Source organism: Streptococcus sp. 151470009-6 (genome assembly GCF_053628175.1).
Window position 1 is genome coordinate 179750 of the sequence record NZ_JBSEZF010000001.1, and the last position, 19107, is coordinate 198856.

Consider the following 19107-nt stretch of genomic DNA (forward strand, 5'->3'; position numbering starts at 1 on the left):
TACGGGCTTTGTATCATAAACTATGCCTAAACGTACTGATATTCAAAAAATTATGGTGATTGGTTCTGGTCCGATTATTATTGGTCAGGCTGCTGAGTTTGACTACGCTGGGACCCAGGCCTGCTTGTCTTTGAAAGAGGAAGGCTATGAGGTTGTTTTGGTGAACTCAAACCCTGCAACCATCATGACGGATAAGGAGATCGCTGACAAGGTCTACATCGAACCGATTACACTTGAGTTTGTGACGCGTATTCTCCGTAAGGAACGTCCAGATGCCTTGCTCCCAACTCTTGGAGGTCAGACAGGGCTCAATATGGCGATGGAATTGTCTAAAAATGGTATTTTAGATGAGCTCGGAGTAGAACTTCTCGGGACTAAACTGTCTGCCATCGACCAAGCGGAGGACCGAGATCTCTTTAAACAATTGATGGAAGAGCTTGAGCAACCCATCCCTGAATCTGAAATTGTCAATACAGTAGAAGAAGCAGTTGCCTTTGCAGCGACAATTGGTTACCCAGTCATCGTTCGTCCAGCCTTTACCCTAGGTGGTACTGGTGGTGGTATGTGTGCCAACGAGGAAGAATTGCGTGAAATCGCTGAAAATGGTTTGAAACTGTCACCTGTTACCCAATGTTTGATTGAGCGTTCCATTGCAGGTTTCAAGGAAATCGAGTACGAAGTCATGCGTGACTCGGCTGACAATGCCCTCGTTGTTTGTAACATGGAAAACTTTGACCCGGTTGGGATTCACACAGGTGACTCCATTGTATTTGCACCTGCGCAAACCATGTCAGACTATGAAAACCAAATGCTACGTGACGCGAGCTTGAGCATCATTCGTGCACTCAAGATTGAAGGTGGATGTAATGTTCAGCTAGCACTTGATCCCCATAGCTTTAAGTACTATGTTATCGAAGTAAATCCTCGTGTATCACGTTCTTCTGCTCTTGCATCTAAGGCGACAGGTTATCCGATTGCTAAATTGGCAGCTAAGATTGCCGTCGGTTTGACCTTGGATGAGGTCATCAACCCAGTTACAGGATCAACCTATGCCATGTTTGAGCCAGCCCTCGACTATGTGGTTGCTAAGATTCCTCGTTTCCCATTTGACAAGTTTGAAAAAGGGGAACGTCGTCTTGGTACCCAGATGAAGGCAACTGGAGAAGTTATGGCCATCGGTCGAAACATCGAGGAATCTCTCCTTAAAGCTTGTCGCTCTCTAGAAATTGGTGTCCATCACAATGAAATGCCTGAGCTTGCAGATGTTTCAGATGATGCCTTGATTGAAAAGGTTGTCAAGGCTCAAGATGACCGTCTCTTCTACGTATCAGAAGCTATTCGCCGTGGCTACACACCAGAAGAAATTGCTGAATTGACCAAGATTGATATTTTCTACCTTGATAAACTCTTGCACATCTTTGAAATAGAGCAGGAATTGGGTGCTCATCCACAAGAGCTAGAAGTTTTGAAAACAGCTAAGCTAAATGGATTCTCAGACCGTAAGATTGCTGAACTCTGGAAAACAACAGCTGATCAAGTTCGTCAACTTCGCTTGGAAAACAAGATTGTCCCAGTCTACAAGATGGTCGATACTTGTGCGGCAGAGTTCGACTCTGAAACCCCATATTTTTATTCAACCTATGGATGGGAAAATGAGTCTATCAAGTCTGATAAGGAATCTGTACTAGTCCTAGGTTCAGGTCCAATCCGTATCGGTCAAGGGGTTGAGTTTGACTACGCAACCGTTCACTCTGTTAAGGCCATCCAAGCAGCTGGTTACGAAGCCATCATTATGAACTCAAACCCAGAGACCGTTTCTACAGACTTCTCGGTATCTGACAAGCTCTACTTTGAGCCATTAACTTTTGAAGATGTTATGAATGTTATTGACTTGGAGCAACCAAAAGGGGTTATCGTTCAGTTTGGTGGTCAAACAGCTATCAACCTTGCGGAGCCATTGGCAAAAGCAGGGGTGACTATCCTTGGTACGCAAGTTGCTGACTTGGACCGTGCAGAAGACCGTGACCTCTTCGAACAAGCCCTCAAAGACTTGGATATTCCACAACCTCCTGGACAAACAGCAACCAATGAAGAAGAAGCAGTACTTGCTGCACGTAAAATTGGTTTCCCAGTTCTCGTTCGCCCTTCATATGTTTTGGGTGGACGTGCTATGGAAATCGTGGAAAACGAAGAAGACCTCCGTTCTTACATGCGTACCGCTGTTAAGGCTAGTCCAGATCACCCTGTTCTTGTTGACTCTTACATCGTTGGGCAAGAGTGTGAAGTGGATGCCATCTCAGACGGAGAAAATGTCCTTATCCCTGGTATCATGGAGCATATCGAACGTGCTGGTGTCCACTCAGGTGACTCAATGGCCGTTTACCCACCGCAAACCTTGTCGCAAAAGGTTCAAGAAACCATTACAGACTATACCAAACGTTTAGCGATTGGGCTCAACTGTCTTGGTATGATGAACATCCAGTTTGTTATCAAGGATGAAAAAGTCTACGTTATTGAGGTTAATCCACGTGCCAGCCGTACGGTGCCATTCCTTTCAAAAGTAACCAATATCCCTATGGCTCAAGTAGCGACCAAGCTCATTCTTGGTCAAAACCTTGGAGAACTTGGCTACCAAGATGGACTTTACCCTGAAAGTACTCGCGTTCATATCAAGGCCCCAGTCTTCTCCTTCACCAAGTTAGCTAAGGTAGATAGCTTGCTCGGTCCTGAAATGAAGTCAACAGGGGAAGTCATGGGCTCTGATGCTACTCTAGAAAAAGCTCTCTATAAAGCCTTTGAAGCTTCTTACCTCCATTTGCCAACTTTCGGAAATGTAGTCTTCACCATTGCAGATGATGCCAAAGAAGAAGCCTTGGACTTGGCTCGCCGTTTCCAAAATATCGGTTACGGTATCCTCGCGACAGAAGGAACTGCAGCATTCTTTGCTAGCCATGGACTGCATGCTCAGCCTGTTGGTAAGATTGGTGATGATGAGAAGGATATCCCAAGCTTTGTCCGCAAAGGAAAAATTCAAGCAATCATCAATACTGTCGGAACCAAACGAACTGCTGATGAAGATGGTGAGCAAATCCGCCGTTCAGCCATTGAACACGGTGTGCCACTCTTTACAGCGCTAGACACAGCAAATGCCATGCTTAAGGTGCTAGAAAGCCGTAGCTTTGTCACAGAAGCGATTTAACTAAGAAAAAGAGAAGACTCCAAGTCTTCTCTTTTTTGATGGGGAGTATAAAAGCAATAGGGAATTTCTTGACAAAGATAATGAAAGGGTTTACAATGTTCTAAAAGAAGCAAGGAGGGCCTAAAGATGATTATTTCAACTACGGGGATCGAAGGAAAGAAAATCCTAGAATACAAAGGAATTGTCTTTGGCGAAGTGGTTGCTGGGGTTAATATGTTCAAAGATATGGCGGCTGGTTTCCGTAATATTCTTGGTGGTCGTGCTAGTAGTTATGAAGGCGAATTAACCCAAGCGAGAGAAGAAGCTCTAGCAGAAATGATGGCGCGTGCGAGTGAACGTGGCGCAAATGCTATCATTGGGGTTAAGATGGACTATGAAACCTTAGGTGCTGAGAATGGTATGCTGATGGTTACCTGTAGTGGAACAGCAGTGGTTCTTGAGTCCTGATTTGAAGAAAGAAAAAAGAACAGTCGAAGCTGTTCTTTTTATTCTTATTTGAGACCGTATTTTTTGTTGAAACGATCCACGCGTCCATCTGCTTGAGTGAACTTTTGACGTCCAGTGTAGAATGGGTGTGAGTCTGATGAAATTTCCACACGGATCAATGGGTAAGTTTCGCCTTCGAACTCAACAGTTTCGTTAGAGCGTTTTGTTGAACCGCTAAGGAATTTGTAACCAGTAGTTGTGTCCATGAAGACAACTGGGCGATATTCTGGATGGATATCTTTTTTCATTTTGCAATATTTCCTTTCTGCCATGGTCTCTTTGCGAGCCATAGATTGTTACCTTACTAGTCTATCAGATTCTGGTAAGTTTGGCAAGTCTTTTCCCTGATTTTATTAAAAATATCGATAAAAATCACCCCAGTTTATACTGAGGTGATAGGGAGAAGAATTATTGGTCCGCCTGACTTGGATCTTTTTGTTCTTCTTTCTCTTCATTTTTAAATTCAGTTGATTCTTCTTCAGCTGTTTCTTTTACTGTTTCACTTTCTTCAACAGTCTTATTTTCAGTAGTTTCTTCTTCAGCTAGTTCAGTTTCAACTGGTTCTTCTTTAACAGGTTCTTCATTTTCAGTTTCAGCTTTGACATGAGCTGGTTCTGTAGCTTCTTCTTCTTTTTGCTCGGTTTCCTCTTTAACTGTCTCTGTTTTTGCAGCTGTAGTTTCTTCTTTTTTATGTTCTTGAGTTTCTTTTTTGATTTCCTCTACTGCAGTTTTTACGGTAGTACTTGTTACGCGTCCGACTGTTTGAGCAAAATCTTTTCCTGATTCAGCTAATTCAGCTAATGAGTCTTTTGTGATTTTACCACCTGACATTGCCAAGAGACCAGTCACTACAAGGGCAATACTAGCAAGAAGGGAAAGAATCAAACCAAAACCGATTGAAACGCCGTATCCACCAATATGAGTTACATACTTGTTTATGCTGAATAAATTAACAAGAGTGACGAGAGTCGAAATTGCACCTGCAACAATGACACCAATGGCAAAACCTTTAGGCATTGGTTTATTGACATTATTCAAGCATGTCAGAACAATAGAGACGATAGCCGCGATGATAACAAATCAGCCATCTCCGTTAAAACCGTGCACACTATAGGAGCCAAAAGCACCTGCATTCAAACTAGCCCAGGGTAAGAGTGAACCTAGAATAGCTACTCCAGCAGAAATAAGAATAAACAAACGATTTTTTTCCATAATAAGTCTCCTTTTCTTTTCTTTGGTTTATTATATCATAAAGTGAGTTACAAAGAAACCGTATATTTTCAAGAAAAAAGAATGGGAAAAGGCTAAGAATGAATCTTAGCCTTGATTTGTTCTTGCGACTTCTTGAAGCTTCCCGTATATTTGTTCATTTTCCTCTAAACTATAAGAATTAGCTCCACTTGCTAATGGATGTCCTCCTCCGTCGTGTTCTTTGGCAACCTGATTGATTGGATGGATTTTACTACGTAAACGAACGCGGTAATGTCCGTCAGCTTGCTCGACAAAAATTCCCCAGAGACTGACGCTGTCGATTCTTCCTGGTGCACCGACAATCGCTGCGGTTTCAGCGTCAGTAACATTATACTCTTTCAAGATTTCTTGACTGAGAAGAACACGAGCGGCTCCGTTTTCATCAACTTCTAGATGGTCGTAGATGTAGCCTTGCAGTTTTGCAATCTTATAGCTAATGGTATCCATCTTGCGTGTCAAACTAGCAAAGTTAAAGTTGTACTCTCTCAAGGAAGAAGCGATACGAAGGGTTCGGGCTGAGGTAGAAGGATAAAGGAAACGCCCTGTATCCCCAATGATCCCAGCAAAAAGGAGTTCAGCAGCTTGATCTGACAAGGTTAGTTGAGTATTTTCTGCAAATAGGGCAATCATCTCACTAGCACTGCTTGAACTTGTATCCACCCAAGATAGGTCACCATAGATATCATCGTTTGGATGGTGATCAATTTTGATGGTGAAATCAGCTTGTTCATAGCGTTTATCATCGATACGAGCAGTATTGGCTGTATCGCAGACAATGACAAGAGCTCCTTGGTAGTCACTATCTTGAACAGTATCCATTTCTGCCATCCAAGTCAAAGTCGGTTCATTATAGCCGACAGCTTTGATGGTCTTTTCAGGAAAATGGTGGTTGAGCAAGGCTTTCAAGCCTACCTGACTTCCCAAGGCATCAGGGTCTGGTTTCATATGACGATGAATGATAATGGTATCGTATTCTTTGATTTTCTCTAAAATTTGCTGGCAAATTTCCATAAATAACCTCAATTCTTTCTCATTTCATTGTAGCACAAGAATTTTTATTTTTAAAATGAAAAAGATATGATATAATGGAGAAAGATAAATTGAGGAGGACGATATGGCATTAGCAAAAATTGTATTTGCCAGTATGACCGGTAATACCGAAGAAATTGCAGATATTGTAGCAGATAAATTGCGAGACTTGGGTTTGGATGTCGATGTGGATGAATGTACGACTGTTGACGCTTCAGACTTCTTGGAAGCGGATATCGCAATTGTTGCGACTTATACTTATGGCGATGGAGAATTGCCAGATGAGATGATGGACTTCTACGAAGACCTAGCTGATCTCAACTTGAATGGCAAAATCTACGGAGTGGTCGGTTCAGGAGATACCTTCTACGACGAATTCTGTAAGGCTGTTGATGACTTTGATCGTGTATTTGTCGCGACAGGAGCAGAAAAAGGTTCAGAGTGCGTTAAAGTAGACCTTTCTGCCGAAGAAGAAGATATTGAACGCTTGGAACAATTCGCAGAAGAATTGGCTGCAAAAGTAGGATAAGAATCAAACTGCGCTGACTGGAAGAAGTCAGTGCGTTTTTTTATTAGTTTTTTTGGGATTTTACTAGCCTATTTAGAGGCTTTTTGATACAATAATTCAAATAAAGGAGGAGACTATATGAACTTAGATATTATTCGCCAAGAAATTGATCAAATCGACGACCAAATTGTTAAGCTCTTGGAAGAACGAATGCACTTGGTTGAGGGTGTTGTTGCCTATAAGAAGGCCTCAGGAAAACCTATTTTAGATAGTAAGCGAGAAGAAGTCATTTTTGAAAAGGTAAGGAGTCGTGTAACCAATAAGAGTTACCAAGAAACCATTGTTGCGACTTTTTCAGATATTCTCAAACGTTCGCGTGATTATCAGGAACAAAACATAAAATGAAAAAAGAACAATTCTATCCGCTAGGGATATTTTTAGCTGCTATGTTGGGTGGTCTTGTCCGCTATTTTCTATCTTCTCAGTTGCCAGCCAGTCCTGACTTTCCTTGGGGAACCCTCCTCGTCAATTATCTGGGCATTATCTGCCTGGTCTGTCTGGTGAAAGGCTATCTGGTCAATAAGGGAACTAGTAAAGGCTTGGTTTTGGCGTTGGGTACAGGATTTTGTGGAGGGTTAACAACCTTTTCTAGTCTAATGCTTGATGCCGTGAAACTGCTTGATACCGGGCGTCATCTTAGTTTAGGCATCTACTTATTTTTGAGCATTGGTGGAGGTCTGCTCTTGGCTTATGTTCTAGGGAGGAAGAAATGGTAATCGTTTATCTTGCAATCGCCTGCGGGTTCGGAGCCTTGGTTCGTTATTTCTTTTCCCGCTATAATCAAGCTTCTAAATTGCCCCTAGGAACTCTCATAGCCAATCTTCTCGGCTGTTTTTTGATTGGCTTGCTCTACAACCATGTGGAGTCCAAGGAAATCTATGCTATCCTAGCGACAGGTTTTTGTGGAGGGTTAACGACCTTTTCAACCTTGAATGACGAACTGCAAAAACTATTAAGTGACAAGAAGGTATTTTATAGCTATTTACTCTTAACTTACATAGGCGGTTTTCTAGCGATTTTTTTAGGAATTCTGCTATAAATTTCTTTACTTTTAGGTGGAAATTTGGTAAACTGTATCTTGTGTGTAATGGACGCACAAAAATACAGTTTATCCGCTGAGGAAGGTTCCTCAAGATTGACAAAGATAGGAGAATAAAATGAATCCATTAATCCAAAGCTTGACTGAAGGTCAACTTCGTACAGATATCCCATCATTCCGTCCTGGTGACACTGTTCGTGTACACGCGAAAGTTGTCGAAGGTAACCGTGAACGTATCCAGATTTTTGAAGGTGTTGTTATTGCACGTAAAGGTGCTGGCATCTCAGAAAACTACACAGTTCGTAAAATCTCTAACGGTGTAGGTGTTGAGCGTATCTTCCCAATCCACACTCCACGTGTTGAAAAGATCGAAGTTGTTCGTTACGGTAAAGTACGTCGTGCGAAATTGTACTACTTGCGTGCTCTTCAAGGTAAAGCAGCTCGTATCAAAGAAATCCGTCGTTAATTCGACTAAAAAACTCTGCTCACCCAGCAGGGTTTTTATCTAGCTCCCTTAGTTCAATGGATATAACAACTCCCTCCTAAGGAGTAGTTGCAGGTTCGATTCCTGCAGGGGGCATAGAAACTATTGATTTTTCTGGGTGTTTGAGGTGTTTCGCCCCAAATTCGCCCCTAAATTTCCGAATATCTCTCTTACTTCTGAGTTGCTTTCGTCCTCTAATTCCTTCAACTGATGAGCGTACACCTCAATAGTGATGTTCATATTCTCATGGCCAAGGATTTTAGAGATAGATAGTAGTTCAATGTGTTTTGAAATCAAGAAAGAAGCGTATGTGTGTCTAAGCGAGTGAGCATGGACATTTCTTCCAACGATATATCTTAAGGTCTTATTGACTGCATTGTTTGATATGTTAGAAAAAATACGATTATCTTTATTTTCCAGCCAATGATCTTGTCTGTACTTTTTTAATAATTCAAGAGTTGAGTCGTCAAGCGGTATCTTTCGGATACTGCTTTTTGTTTTTGTAGAGCTGAAATCAAGATTCGTTTTGTAATTCCAGGTCTTATCTACAGAAAGAACCTTGTTATCATAGTCTACACTGTCCCATGTAAGCCCTAAGCATTCAGCGAAACGCATTCCAGTAACTGCGATAAGATAGATCACTGCATAAGATTGAACGTCCATTTTACGCTTTGAAACAGCTATAACTTTCTTGTACTCTTCAACTTCAAGAAATTTGGTTTCTTTCTCAATCCCTTTATGTTGGGATACCGCTTTGGCAAAGGTTGTGAAATCCTTTTGAATGATTTCCTCATGAACTGTCATAGCAACGCATTGCTTAATATGAATATTCAATCTTTCAACTGTTGCTTGAGAATGAGTCTCAGCAAATGTATTTAGGGCTTGCTGGTAGATTGAACTGGTTATGTTTCTTAGCTTTGTATTTGCAAACAGTCGTTTGATAGACTTGCCAGGTTACTGGTGCTAAATTTGGTTTCTTATGGATGGTAGACCACTGGGTGAAGTAGTCGTAAAGGGTAATGTCGTCCGAAACATAAGAGGGAAGAAGTAGTTCTTTCTCTCTTTCGGCTGCTGCTATCTGTGCAGCCTTTTTAGTCAGGAATCCACCCTTTTCAGCCTTTTTATATTTTCCGTCGTGAGATTTATAAGAAATGCGGTATTCCCACTTACCATTCTCTCTTTTTCTGTATGATGCCATTTGATTTTACCTCACTTTTTTGCTAAAATGGGTACAAGAAAACGACCTTTTGAATGGTTGTTTCTTATATTCAAGTTCCTCACACTCAGAGTCGCCAAACTTTGCGAGTGTGGGGATTTTTTATTTTAGATAATTTTTTCGAAGACCATTGTAGCTTGTATACGATCACCACCACCTAGGCCCTTACTTCCACCATTTACAGTGCTTATTGTGTGTAGTCGATATCCTTTGGCTACTTGCTTATTAATAACATTTTCTAACTCAGTCAAATTACCTGAGCCAGTACCAAAAAACTTCTCTTTTAGAGTTACTTGAAGAACAACATAGTTCAATCCACTTGTTCCAGAAGCAGTAGAAAAACTAGCTTCTTGTTTAACATTATCAAAAAATCCCATAAGATTTTACTCCTTTTAAAAATTAAAAATTTTCAACTTGTTTATAAAATTCGGTGCGGACCATAACTTCATCTGTTATAGTCTTCAATTGATATCGCTCCATAAATCGGATGCTATTAAAACTTTCTGCTCCATATGTGGCTATTTCTTCGGCAACTAGATTTTGGATCATATAGCGGTTAGCTTCATTCTCACATAATAGTGGAGCATTTTGGTACAAACTGCGGTAGTGTTCTAGATGTCCGAGTTCGTGAAAAAGAACTTTTCGTCTTTCATCTGGACTTAAATCAGCATTGATATAGACAATTCGGTTAATTTCGTCGTAGAATCCGTTTCTTTGCCATTGTTTAGTGGTAAATTCACGTAAAGTAACTTTATGGAGATCCAATAATTCTTTTTCTGTCATATTTTTCTCGCTAAATTCCTTTACTAATCAGCGTGTTTTTGTTAAAATCAAATTAAAAATAGAGAGGAGGAATTCATATGAAACTAGTTCAAATCCTTTGGGGATATTTGCTGGCGTATTCTATTTTTTCTCTCACTCTTTTCTTTTTAGACAGAGGTATTATTTTCATTACTTTTTTGATTTTTATTCTAGTAGTAAAAATTATCCCTCATCCTGATTCTCATTTGAATCCATTTGCGTTTGGGGTGCGTTTTCGTAAGAAACACTAGGTGAGTCAACAGTGATTTCAAATGCTCTCACATTTCTTAATGATTCTAGTTCTTTGCGAGCTTTTTCTATTTCAACATCTCGCTGTACATCTTTCAGCGTGGCGTCTTTTTCCATAGTTTCAACTTCTACAGTCAGTTTGCGTTCTTCCAATCTGGCTGTTTTTCTTTGTTGCAAGTATGGGAAGAGTCCCTTTACTTTGATGCCTTTGATATCAATATCTCCGAATAAGAGACCAATACCTATTAATCCTGAGTTCAGCATCCAATGATTATCTGATATGAATTGACTGATGGATTGTAGAGTTATATCTCCTGGGCTCTCTACGTTAGAAGTAGCAACGATTTCCTCATTAATTTCAGGATTTTTATATTCATCGATAATAGAATAGAGATTTTTCCACATACTGGATGTAATTGGATGTTTGGTGTTAACTCTCAACTGAAGGTGCAATTTCCCTTCTTTGAAGTAAAGTGGAGATATGAGACCATCGATATATTTTGATAAATCAGTGATATTAAAGATGGTATGATGGACGGTTAGCGTGCTATATAGAAATTTTGGATTTACTTTTCTTCGTGGCACTTCGTTAATCCACTTAACTTCTCGACGTTTGATATCCGTAGACTGTTCGTAGCCATGATTTAGGGTTAGTTGCTCTTTCGGGATATCTTTTTCATAGACATCACTTGTGATTTGTCCAATCAAGAAGTAGTTTGATTTGAATGATGGAACTACGATGTAATCCCCTATACTCATATCTTCAACAAAACTATAGAGGCGTTTAGCGGTAAACGTGATTTGGTGTTTTGACAGATTTTGGTCTTGATATACTCTTGTTATCTGCTGCTTGTAGTGCTCTATAGTTTTTTCTGTCGTAAGGAGTAAGTCACTTGTCTGTAAATCCGATAGCATAACCTGGTTGTGGTGAATAGAGATGAAGTGGTTGTATTTAAAATCATCGTAATATTTTCCACCTTCAGCTCGGACTAACCAATATTTCGCACGACTATTAAACTGGTAAATTTCAATTTGGTTTTTGTGAGACATTTTAATCTTCCTTGCTATTCATATACCCTGAGATGATTCCTCGAATAGCTCTACGATCTTCGTCAGTCAGAGGTTTTCCATCAAATAGCATAGCGTGGTCTATGATTTTATCGATGTCATCTGGTTCATTTACGTGCGAATTCCCAGTAATTGCAGGATTGTCAGTACGACCTAGAAGATAATCAGTGGATACGTTGAAGTAGTCAGCAATCATTGAAACTCGTTCAACATTTGGTGTTGATTTCTTCATGTTATAAATTGTATTTCTGCTAAAACCTAGTTTTTCTTCAAGTTTATTTAATGAAATACCTTGTTTGTCAGCCAATTCTTTTATTTTTTCAAACGTGAAAAACATTGATACATCAACCTTTCTAAGACATGACAAAAAATATTTAATAAATTTACTACAATATATTTTGTAAGCTAAAGAGTTAGCGAAACAGACAACTAAAAAAATAAAAACCTAAAAAACCGATTGCCGTCCGTTTTGAATAGGTAAACCTTACTTTTTAGTAGGTCTTTTCTCTATGCTTTGATTTTAATAAATTTATTTATCAATGTCAAGAAATTCGCTAACTTTTTAGGTAATTTTTTTAAAAAGGAGGTTGGGAAAATGGCAAATGCAAATGTTAAAGTCTCTTATTCACTAATTTGCAAAGACTTGAACGAAGCAATCGATGCAAAAAATAAAATCATCGCCAACACACTTGACGATGAAACTGTTGAGATAAAAATTGAATTCTTACGTAATGTATGAACTGCAAAATCATTCGGAGATGGGGCTATCGTAGATCGCGTAATAAAGCCATGGTCGATTGTCTTATAGCTGTTGCAGGAGAGTCGCTACTATCGCTCTCGTTTACAGTGTAGAACATTGTAGATGCCAAGTTAGCATCAAGTACAAACTTATCTGTATATTTGTGTTTCTTGCTATCAGAGTATGTAATCGTCAGTGTGATACGTTCTTTATAACCTGGTTCTATTGACGATGTAAACTTTTGTCCTGGAGCAATCATATTTCCGATGAGTGAGCCGAAGCGGTGTATTGAGTTCAATGAATCCAATTCTCCATCTATCTGAATATTATCGATATATGCTGGAGTTTTGCCAAAGTTTTTAAAAACATAGGCACGTTGTTGATTTTTAACTGCATAGGCATCCACGTAGACATTAATATAAGGCTTTGCCATATCCTCTGTTGCTTTCTTCGTTTGCCAGAGTGAAATGGTATTTAATATAAAACCTATTATAGCAACAATCACTGTGACATAGAGTGTCCAGATTTGGACATTTTCATTAGTAATTGGCGACATGAAATTCACCTCCTTTCTGCTTTTATTATAGCAAAAAGGAGAGAGATAGAGAGGAGAGAATATGAGCCAACAACATCAAAAATGAATTCAACTTGTCAAAGACAAATTGAATTTAGAAGGAATGACACAAACACACCTTGCTCGTGCTTGTGGAGTCAAGAAGCCTACCATTTCAGAATTGCTGAAGTATGGTAAAGGTAGCGACAGATTAAAAAACCGAGTATGCGATGTCCTAGGCATCGATGAAAGCTGGTTTGATTTAGGAGAGTAGGAGGAGTGAAATGGAAGAAATAAAAATCAGAGAAGATGGTATTTACTTGAACAATCAAAAATTAAAAGGTGTGCAAGCAATCAAAACAAAAAGCACGGCTGAAAACAACTATGCTACTATCTTCTTAAAACTTGTTGCCAAGCTGATTTGAAATGAGATTGGTAATAACTTGTGATGAAATATCTTTAAGGACATCCAATGAAAAAGAACCTACATTCTTTGCTATATCTTTTGTCCGATTCCAATTGTTATCTTGGCGAATATCATTGATGAATTGATGACCATAAGGAGATAAATCTTGAATTGAGAAACCACCAAAAAAATGTTGTACATTGAGAAATAAGCCACTATGTTCGCATTGTCTGACATGGTAGAGGACTTCCTCTTGTGAATATTTTGGAATAAGATTTTCATATAGTTTATCCTCTGAGACATCATTAGAGTATGTTGAATACTCTTCAACAACAAAAAGGATATCACGGACGCAATCAGGATTTAATTTCATTAGAATTACCTCGTTTTTGATTTCATTATACCAAATTTAGAAAGGAAAAATATGATTCATCATTATATAACTCATTATGCAAGCAATGGAAAAGATTACGCCGAAGCATGGATTCAAATCAATATTTTTGGAATGTGCTTTTGTTTATGGAAAAAGCGTACAACCATTGAACGATTGTACGCAAACGAAGATTAGGCTTTCTAATCCCGACGAAGGAGAAAGAATCATTATGTTTTTGTACTCTCAAGATTTAAGTAACTGTACAACGGGCTGAATTAGATCTAACTCTGCAATCGGAACGGAAACGCCCTCTTTTATTTCTTATAGATTAGCTCCCCAGTATGATATAATGTCATTGAGTAGCAATCAGAGAATAAAGGAGACGAAACCATGCTAGCTATTTGTATTGATTCTATAGGTGACAAGTCAGGGACCTATAAGTTGTTAAGAAATTATTCATCCTTGCCTTTTTCTCTGATTCAAACCAGAATAAACAATCACGATACGGTCATGGAAGTGGATATTCTAGATCTGGATGAATTAAAAAAGGTTAGAGAATTAATCGCTCAGTTAACTGCTATTGGAACCATTGTTACCATTAAGGATTCGACCGGTATTATCAGTTTAGAAATACTAAATAATATTATTTCCACCTTTGAAGAGATTGCTATTGAGAGAGAAGAATTAAATGCTCTGATGTTTGAGGAGGAAGAGTGATTTGTTTTGCTAGTTTCTAAAGGTAACTCGTTCGTGACGAATTCAATATTCAAAAAGAACACCCCGGAAGTTAGAGTTTCATCTCTACCTTTTGGGGTGTCGTTTATTTTTTATAGTTAAGCATTTTACAATACCCACGTACGGATAGCATGGGCAACGCCAGATTCATCATTTGATTTGGTGATGTATTTGGCGATTTTTTTGAGTTCTGGATTTCCATTTTCCATAACAACGGGATTTCCAACGACTTCCAGCATGGCGCGGTCATTCTCTTCGTCCCCGATCGCCATAGTTTCATCTTTGGTCAATCCGAGTTTTTCAGCTAGATGGGTAATAGCTGAACCCTTGTCTACATTCTTTTTAAGGAGTTCGAGGTAGAAAGGAGCAGATTTGTTGATGGAGTATCGTTCGTAAAATTCGGCTGGAATCTTTTCAATCGCAGCATCGAGAATTTCTGGTTCATCGATAAACATACACTTAATGATTTCCTTGCCAGCCATTTCTTCAGGAGTACGGTAGAAGATGGGCATGCTGACGAGGGTTGATTCGTGCACCGTGTATTTTCCGATATTGCGATTGGCAGTATAGATACCGTTCTTGGTAATAGCGTGCATGTGAACACCGAGCTTGCGACTTAGAAATTCCATATCCAGATAATCCTCATAGGTCAAGGATTCGCTGATAATCTCATGGCCAGTAGCAGTTTCTTGGACAAGGGCACCGTTGAAGGTTACCACATAGTCACCCTCATCTCTTAACTGCAATTCGTCCAGAAGTTTGGCAACGCCTGCGATAGGACGGCCCGTTGCAATCACGACTTTGACACCGGCTTGTTTGGCATCTTGGATGGCAGAAAAGACTTGAGGAGTGATTTCCTTCTTACTGTTGACTAGGGTACCATCGATATCGACGGCGATTAGTTTAATACTCATATATTTCCTCTATTCGTTCTTATTTGGGGTAAAATGATCGTTCTCAATCAAGTGTAAAAATTGCTGGGTAATGCTTGCGAAGATGCTGTTTTGATCTAACATTTCTTTTGGGAAATAGAAACGATTATCTCCGTGGCGACTGCCAGCAAGGGATTGGACGATAGGGGACAGGCTAGAGAGTTCTGCCAGTTCACCATTTTTCTGTAGAATCTCAATCTGTGTCCGTGGATTTTCAGATTCGGGACGATAGATATCATAAGGGAGGTCAAAATTCTTATGAATGGCAGTGTAGTAGTCGGGGTCAAAACCGATTTCTTCAACCAGTTTTCTCATGGTTGCGAGTTGGTCTTGGTCTTCTTGTGAAAAGGTGATGGATTTAAAGACCTTGCGGTTGACAAAACGTTGCGACAAGTCAGCGAGAATCTTGTCAGGACTGGTCATCCAGAGCTGGAAGTAGGTATTCATCACGCCATCATCTAGAGCCAGATAGTCAGATAGAGTAACTTTCTTTTCAAAAAAAGGTAGCAAATGAGGAGAAGTGCGTGCAAAGAAATCTTTGTCTTCAGGATAGAGTTCCTTAGCGCGTTTGAGGAGATTTTGTAGGAGAACTTCCATGGCTCGTGTTGCTGGGTGGAAATAAACCTGCATATACATCTGGTAGCGGCTGAGAACATAGTCTTCGATGGCATGCATACCATTGCGCTGAAAGGCGATACCATTTTCGATAGGACGAATGACTCGGAGGATGCGTGTCAGGTCAAATTCCCCATAAGATGCTCCTGTAAAATAGGAGTCGCGCAAGAGATAGTCCATACGGTCCGCATCAATTTGGCTAGAAATGAGTTGCACGACCTGCTTGTTAGGATAGGTATGGTCGATGACACTGGCTACCTTTTCTGGGAAATCTGGCGCTACTTGAAGCAGGACTTGGTGAATCTCTGTCTCAGGACTTTGGATGATTTCCTGAGTAATGGCCTCATGATCTGTATCAAAGAGATTTTCAAAAGTATGGGAGTAGGCACCATGCCCGAGGTCATGAAGGAGTGCAGCAGTCATGGTCAAGAGAGACTCAGCAGGATCCCATTCTTCAGGATATTTTTCTTCAAAAATCTCCGTGATACGACGAGCGATCTCATAGACACCCAAACAATGGGAAAAGCGACTGTGCTCCCCACCGTGGAAGGTATAACTGGAAGTCCCTAGCTGTTTGATACGACGCAGACGTTGAAATTCTTTTGTATTGATCAAGTCATAGATGACCTGATTATTGACATGGATATAGTTGTGAACTGGGTCACGGAATACTTTTTCGTTCATATGACCATTATAGCAAAATCCTGCTCTTTTTGGTAAAATAGTAGGACAAGAGACAAGAAAGAGGATTTGATGTGAAGATTCGGATGCGAAATAGGATTCAGCTTGATGAACAGTTGGAAGTCATCGACCAACTCTATGACGTGGAAGTGCGTGAAAAAGGGGATTATAGCTATTTGCTTTTCTATAATGAGGAAAAGGAAAAAGTGGTGCTCAAGTTTCATCAAGAAGAACTGGTGATGAGCCGTTTTTCCACTCCCAAGACCATCATGCGTTTTCTAAAGGATAGTGATAGTTTAGCCTATATTCCGACTCCCATGGGCATGCAGGAGTTTATCATCCAGACCAGTCGTTACGAGGTTGAAGGACAAAAAATCCACGTAGACTATCAACTGCAAAACAAAGAGGGACACCCCTTTGCCAGCTATCAATTAGAAATTACTTGGGGATAAGAAAAAGGTTGGCGAATGCCAACCTTATTTGATATAGAGTTCTTGGTTTTTTAGGATAATTTCTCGAACTGTAGCAAACTTCTTGATTTTTTTAAGCTCTTCAGGATGGGTTACGAGAGTGATCACATAGCCCTCTTTGCCCATGCGACCTGTACGTCCTGCACGGTGGGTATAGGTTTCCATATCTCTAGGGACGTCAAAGTTTACGACACATTCTAGACTATCGATATCAATTCCACGAGCCAGAAGGTCTGTTGCAAGAAGAAGAGTTAGTTGCTTGTTCTTAAACTTTTCCAAGATAACTTTTCTAAACTTGACATTGACATCACTAGCAAGAGAAACAGCCAAGATATCACGATACTGTAGCTTTTCTTCTGCACTTCCTAGATCTGACAAGCTGTTAAAGAAGACCAGACCACGGAAATCCTCAACATGAGCCAGTTTCCGTAGCATATCCACACGATGGCGTTGGTCCACCTGCATGTAGAAGTGTTGAATGTTGTCCAACTTTTGGTCAGAAAGATCAATGGTGCGCGTGTTTGGTGCAATCTTTTCTTGATCAAACTTGGTCGTCGCACTCATATAGATGAGTTGATGGTCACGAGGTGCGTAGTGAGTGATTTTCTCGACAAAGTGAATCTGAGAATCATCGAGCAATTGGTCGAATTCATCCAGAATGATGGTTTCCACATTCATCATCTTGATTTTTTTCAATTTAATCAACTCAAAGATACGGCCAGGAGTTCCGATGAGAATTTCTGGTCCTTTTTTTAGACGTTCAATCTGGCGTTTCTGACTGGAACCTGATAAGAAGAGCTGAGCAGTCAAGCCGATAGCTTCAGCCCACGTTTTACATACGTCAAAAATCTGCCCAGCCAGTTCTGTATTTGGTGCTAGTATCAAGAGTTGTTGGGCTTTTTTCTTTCGTAGTCTGAGAAGACTTGGCAGGAGGTAAGCTAGGGTCTTACCAGTTCCTGTTGGGCTCACTCCTAGGAGGTTTTCTCCAGCAAGTATTGGCTCAAATAGTTGAGTTTGAATGGGGGTAAATTCTTGGAAACCGAGTTGGTCGCTCAATTTCTGCCATTCAGTGGGTAGTTTGGTTTTCATTTTTCTGCCTCAAATCTAATGCCAGCAGTCTGGCGCATAGTATATAGTAGCTCATGAACAGAGCCTGCATCATCCAGCCAGTTCTGGTAACGTGTCTTGTCTGGTTGCTGGATCATGTGTGCAAATGTTGCGACTTCCTCAGTCATCGTATGAGGAGCCTGTTGGATAGGGAGCTGGACTCGATTTCCTTTGTGGTCAGTAAAAATAGCTGAGTGGACATGCTCAATCGTGTTGAGAGTCAAGGTTCCATCTTCTGTGTAGATCTCGCAAGGAAGATTGGAAGTGATGTTTTTTCCAGCCTTGATATGAACTTGAAAGTCAGGGTAGAAGAGCATACCGTCTCCATTTAGGTCAATGCTATTGTCGAGCTGTTGAGCCTGATAGGTCGCGTCCTGAGCTTTTCCAAAGAGGCGAACGGCAGCGTAGAGAGGATAAATCCCCAAGTCCATAAGAGCTCCGCCAGCAAAACGATCTGAAAAGACATTTGGCGTCTGCCCAGCCAACAAGTCCGGCATCTTGGAAGAATACTTGGCATAGTTGAAATCAGCTCCCAATACTTGCTTGTCTGCTAAAAAGTTTTTGATAGTAGTAAAAGCTTCCTCGTGGTAATTACGAGCTGCCTCAAAGATAAAACAGTGGTTTTTCTCAGCTGTTTGTTTCAAATCTAGCCATTCTTGTGGCTGGGTGACAGCTGGCTTTTCAAGAATGACATGCTTGCCAAAAGACAAGGCAGCCTTGGCTTGAACAAAATGCAAGGAGTTTGGACTGGCGATATAAATCACATCAAAGGAAGACTTAAAGAAGTCTTCTAATTGATCAAAGAGTTGGATATCTTGATAACGAGAAGCAAAGGTTGCGGCAGTTTCTAACTTTCTAGAGTAGACAGCAACCAGCTGGTATTGGCCACTGGTATGGGCTGCTTCTATGAAATGATGGCTGATAGCGCCTGTTCCGATAACACCTAATTTCAGCATAGATACTCCTTTTCCGACTTTAAATCTTTCCTTCATTATAACATAGAAAAGAAGGACTATCCAACAGATGGTAAAAATTTTCAAATGGACTACGCTTTTCTCAAAGAAAGTGGTACAATATTGAAATGAGTAAATGAAACTGAAATGGGA

The 19107-nt window shown here is 40.2% G+C and carries 26 protein-coding genes, 1 tRNA gene and 1 pseudogene; 13 read left to right on the forward strand and 15 right to left on the reverse strand.

The annotated features are described in order from the left end of the window. The first annotated feature begins 22 nt into the window (after positions 1–22). A complete protein-coding gene (gene carB / locus ACUW6H_RS00925) occupies positions 23–3199 on the forward strand; it encodes a carbamoyl-phosphate synthase large subunit (RefSeq protein WP_454359321.1) in 3177 nt (1058 codons plus the stop codon). A gap of 126 nt (positions 3200–3325) precedes the next feature. Beyond that, positions 3326–3646, forward strand: coding sequence for a heavy metal-binding domain-containing protein (locus ACUW6H_RS00930; protein ID WP_409002511.1), 321 nt, complete (start codon positions 3326–3328; stop codon positions 3644–3646). 44 nt (positions 3647–3690) lie between these two features. On the opposite strand, the gene ACUW6H_RS00935 is transcribed toward ACUW6H_RS00930, so the two are convergent. The 3 genes and pseudogenes from ACUW6H_RS00935 to ACUW6H_RS00945 form a co-directional block, all read right to left on the reverse strand. Further along, positions 3691–3933: a type B 50S ribosomal protein L31 gene (locus ACUW6H_RS00935; protein ID WP_000710762.1), complete on the reverse strand. Its 243-nt coding sequence runs from the start codon at positions 3931–3933 to the stop codon at positions 3691–3693. Positions 3934–4093: 160 nt separating this feature from the next. Beyond that, positions 4094–4897: pseudogene (locus ACUW6H_RS00940) on the reverse strand (lantibiotic ABC transporter permease). 105 nt (positions 4898–5002) lie between these two features. Then, positions 5003–5947, reverse strand: a complete 945-nt coding sequence (locus ACUW6H_RS00945) for a DHH family phosphoesterase (protein ID WP_454359325.1) — start codon at positions 5945–5947, stop codon at positions 5003–5005. A gap of 103 nt (positions 5948–6050) precedes the next feature. On the opposite strand from ACUW6H_RS00945, the gene ACUW6H_RS00950 reads away from it, so the two are divergent. From ACUW6H_RS00950 to ACUW6H_RS00975, 6 genes are all read left to right on the forward strand, one after another. Then, positions 6051–6494 (forward strand): flavodoxin, encoded by a 444-nt coding sequence (locus ACUW6H_RS00950; RefSeq protein WP_001162125.1) that lies wholly within the window; start codon positions 6051–6053, stop codon positions 6492–6494. Between the two features lie 117 nt (positions 6495–6611). Then, positions 6612–6878 (forward strand): chorismate mutase, encoded by a 267-nt coding sequence (locus tag ACUW6H_RS00955; protein WP_454359331.1) that lies wholly within the window; start codon positions 6612–6614, stop codon positions 6876–6878. Next, the gene (crcB, locus tag ACUW6H_RS00960) at positions 6875–7249 is read left to right on the forward strand and encodes a fluoride efflux transporter CrcB (RefSeq protein WP_454359333.1); all 375 of its coding nucleotides are present in this window, start codon (positions 6875–6877) and stop codon (positions 7247–7249) included. Before ACUW6H_RS00955 ends, crcB (ACUW6H_RS00960) begins: the two co-directional genes overlap by 4 nt. Next, positions 7243–7572 (forward strand): fluoride efflux transporter CrcB, encoded by a 330-nt coding sequence (gene crcB / locus ACUW6H_RS00965; protein WP_454359335.1) that lies wholly within the window; start codon positions 7243–7245, stop codon positions 7570–7572. Before crcB (ACUW6H_RS00960) ends, crcB (ACUW6H_RS00965) begins: the two co-directional genes overlap by 7 nt. 118 nt (positions 7573–7690) lie before the next feature. Next, complete coding sequence (gene rplS, locus ACUW6H_RS00970; protein WP_001068669.1) at positions 7691–8038, forward strand: 50S ribosomal protein L19; 348 nt, start codon at positions 7691–7693, stop codon at positions 8036–8038. A 42-nt stretch (positions 8039–8080) separates the two neighbouring features. After that, positions 8081–8152, forward strand: a tRNA-Arg gene (locus ACUW6H_RS00975). A 6-nt stretch (positions 8153–8158) separates the two neighbouring features. Here the strand turns inward: ACUW6H_RS00975 and ACUW6H_RS00980 are convergent. From ACUW6H_RS00980 to ACUW6H_RS01005, 6 genes are all read right to left on the reverse strand, one after another. Beyond that, the gene (locus ACUW6H_RS00980) at positions 8159–8860 is read right to left on the reverse strand and encodes a site-specific integrase (protein ID WP_454359600.1); all 702 of its coding nucleotides are present in this window, start codon (positions 8858–8860) and stop codon (positions 8159–8161) included. Between the two features lie 58 nt (positions 8861–8918). Beyond that, positions 8919–9254, reverse strand: coding sequence for an Arm DNA-binding domain-containing protein (locus ACUW6H_RS00985; RefSeq protein WP_454359602.1), 336 nt, complete (start codon positions 9252–9254; stop codon positions 8919–8921). A gap of 125 nt (positions 9255–9379) precedes the next feature. Next, positions 9380–9649, reverse strand: coding sequence for a DUF4177 domain-containing protein (locus tag ACUW6H_RS00990; RefSeq protein WP_454359604.1), 270 nt, complete (start codon positions 9647–9649; stop codon positions 9380–9382). A 22-nt stretch (positions 9650–9671) separates the two neighbouring features. Further along, on the reverse strand, positions 9672–10055 hold the full coding sequence (locus tag ACUW6H_RS00995; protein ID WP_414357133.1) for an ImmA/IrrE family metallo-endopeptidase: 384 nt from the start codon (positions 10053–10055) through the stop codon (positions 9672–9674). Positions 10056–10256: 201 nt separating this feature from the next. Beyond that, entirely contained in the window at positions 10257–11372 is a 1116-nt protein-coding gene (locus tag ACUW6H_RS01000; RefSeq protein ID WP_454359606.1) for a hypothetical protein, read from the reverse strand. Position 11373: 1 nt separating this feature from the next. Further along, positions 11374–11727 (reverse strand): helix-turn-helix domain-containing protein, encoded by a 354-nt coding sequence (locus ACUW6H_RS01005; RefSeq protein WP_454359608.1) that lies wholly within the window; start codon positions 11725–11727, stop codon positions 11374–11376. 258 nt (positions 11728–11985) lie between these two features. Between ACUW6H_RS01005 and ACUW6H_RS01010 the strand changes: the two genes are divergently transcribed. Next, complete coding sequence (locus ACUW6H_RS01010; protein ID WP_454359610.1) at positions 11986–12129, forward strand: hypothetical protein; 144 nt, start codon at positions 11986–11988, stop codon at positions 12127–12129. A 25-nt stretch (positions 12130–12154) separates the two neighbouring features. Here the strand turns inward: ACUW6H_RS01010 and ACUW6H_RS01015 are convergent, their stop codons facing one another. Then, positions 12155–12685 carry a hypothetical protein gene (locus ACUW6H_RS01015; protein WP_454359612.1) on the reverse strand — a complete coding sequence of 177 codons (531 nt, stop codon included), beginning with the start codon at positions 12683–12685 and terminating at the stop codon, positions 12155–12157. Positions 12686–12770: 85 nt separating this feature from the next. Here ACUW6H_RS01015 and ACUW6H_RS01020 point away from each other — a divergent pair, with 85 nt between their 5' ends. Further along, complete coding sequence (locus tag ACUW6H_RS01020; RefSeq protein ID WP_454361261.1) at positions 12771–12956, forward strand: helix-turn-helix domain-containing protein; 186 nt, start codon at positions 12771–12773, stop codon at positions 12954–12956. Between the two features lie 10 nt (positions 12957–12966). Further along, on the forward strand, positions 12967–13107 hold the full coding sequence (locus ACUW6H_RS01025; protein WP_454359614.1) for a hypothetical protein: 141 nt from the start codon (positions 12967–12969) through the stop codon (positions 13105–13107). On the opposite strand, the gene ACUW6H_RS01030 is transcribed toward ACUW6H_RS01025, so the two are convergent. Then, a complete protein-coding gene (locus tag ACUW6H_RS01030) occupies positions 13081–13461 on the reverse strand; it encodes a DUF2513 domain-containing protein (RefSeq protein WP_454359616.1) in 381 nt (126 codons plus the stop codon). The genes ACUW6H_RS01025 and ACUW6H_RS01030 overlap by 27 nt on opposite strands. Positions 13462–13851: 390 nt before the next feature. Between ACUW6H_RS01030 and ACUW6H_RS01035 the strand changes: the two genes are divergently transcribed. Continuing rightward, the gene (locus tag ACUW6H_RS01035; protein WP_454359618.1) at positions 13852–14178 is read left to right on the forward strand and encodes a 50S ribosomal protein L7/L12; all 327 of its coding nucleotides are present in this window, start codon (positions 13852–13854) and stop codon (positions 14176–14178) included. Positions 14179–14303: 125 nt separating this feature from the next. Here ACUW6H_RS01035 and yidA read toward each other — a convergent pair whose 3' ends face one another. Then, positions 14304–15110, reverse strand: a complete 807-nt coding sequence (yidA, locus tag ACUW6H_RS01040) for a sugar-phosphatase (protein ID WP_454359620.1) — start codon at positions 15108–15110, stop codon at positions 14304–14306. A 9-nt stretch (positions 15111–15119) separates the two neighbouring features. Next, a complete protein-coding gene (locus ACUW6H_RS01045) occupies positions 15120–16427 on the reverse strand; it encodes an HD domain-containing protein (protein ID WP_454359622.1) in 1308 nt (435 codons plus the stop codon). A 71-nt stretch (positions 16428–16498) separates the two neighbouring features. Here ACUW6H_RS01045 and ACUW6H_RS01050 point away from each other — a divergent pair, with 71 nt between their 5' ends. Next, complete coding sequence (locus tag ACUW6H_RS01050; protein ID WP_454359624.1) at positions 16499–16876, forward strand: DUF1934 domain-containing protein; 378 nt, start codon at positions 16499–16501, stop codon at positions 16874–16876. 24 nt (positions 16877–16900) lie between these two features. Here ACUW6H_RS01050 and ACUW6H_RS01055 read toward each other — a convergent pair whose 3' ends face one another. Beyond that, the gene (locus tag ACUW6H_RS01055; RefSeq protein WP_454359626.1) at positions 16901–17983 is read right to left on the reverse strand and encodes a DEAD/DEAH box helicase; all 1083 of its coding nucleotides are present in this window, start codon (positions 17981–17983) and stop codon (positions 16901–16903) included. Beyond that, the gene (locus ACUW6H_RS01060; RefSeq protein WP_454359628.1) at positions 17980–18957 is read right to left on the reverse strand and encodes a Gfo/Idh/MocA family protein; all 978 of its coding nucleotides are present in this window, start codon (positions 18955–18957) and stop codon (positions 17980–17982) included. Before ACUW6H_RS01060 ends, ACUW6H_RS01055 begins: the two co-directional genes overlap by 4 nt. Between the last annotated feature and the right edge of the window lie 150 nt (positions 18958–19107).